General features: G+C 48.0%; 1 protein-coding gene. It reads left to right on the top strand.

All coding sequences use genetic code 11. The features are described from left to right. The coding region (locus EHS11_RS19945; RefSeq protein WP_167884516.1) for a hypothetical protein at window positions 1-306 on the top strand (306 nt) is incomplete at both ends.

Genomic DNA, 306 nt, shown 5'->3' with positions numbered 1-306 from the left:
ATAAAGGTTCACGGGATGCAAAGAAAGCAAGAAACGCAGTGAATTCCAATCCTATAGGAAATGTAGTATCGCAGGTAGTGGGAGTAGTCGGAGGAATTGTCAAGACGGCGGCTGTGGCGTTTGGAGCCAAAGACCGGGACATCCAAAAGATGATGAGAGAAGGAAATGCAATTGCGTATTCGGGATCGTTGGATGTGGGTTCAGACGAAATCCGATCGGAAGCGTATGCGAATCAGATGCTCGGGCTACGGTCGTCTGCACTTAGTTATAGTTCCGCAACCCCTACCCTTAAAAACAGAAAGGGTT

The sequence above is a fragment of the Leptospira ilyithenensis genome, assembly GCF_004771005.1.
GTDB lineage: Bacteria > Spirochaetota > Leptospiria > Leptospirales > Leptospiraceae > Leptospira_A > Leptospira_A ilyithenensis.
Note: the sequence above shows the minus strand (reverse complement) of the source record. Positions and strands in the feature narration are given on the sequence as shown.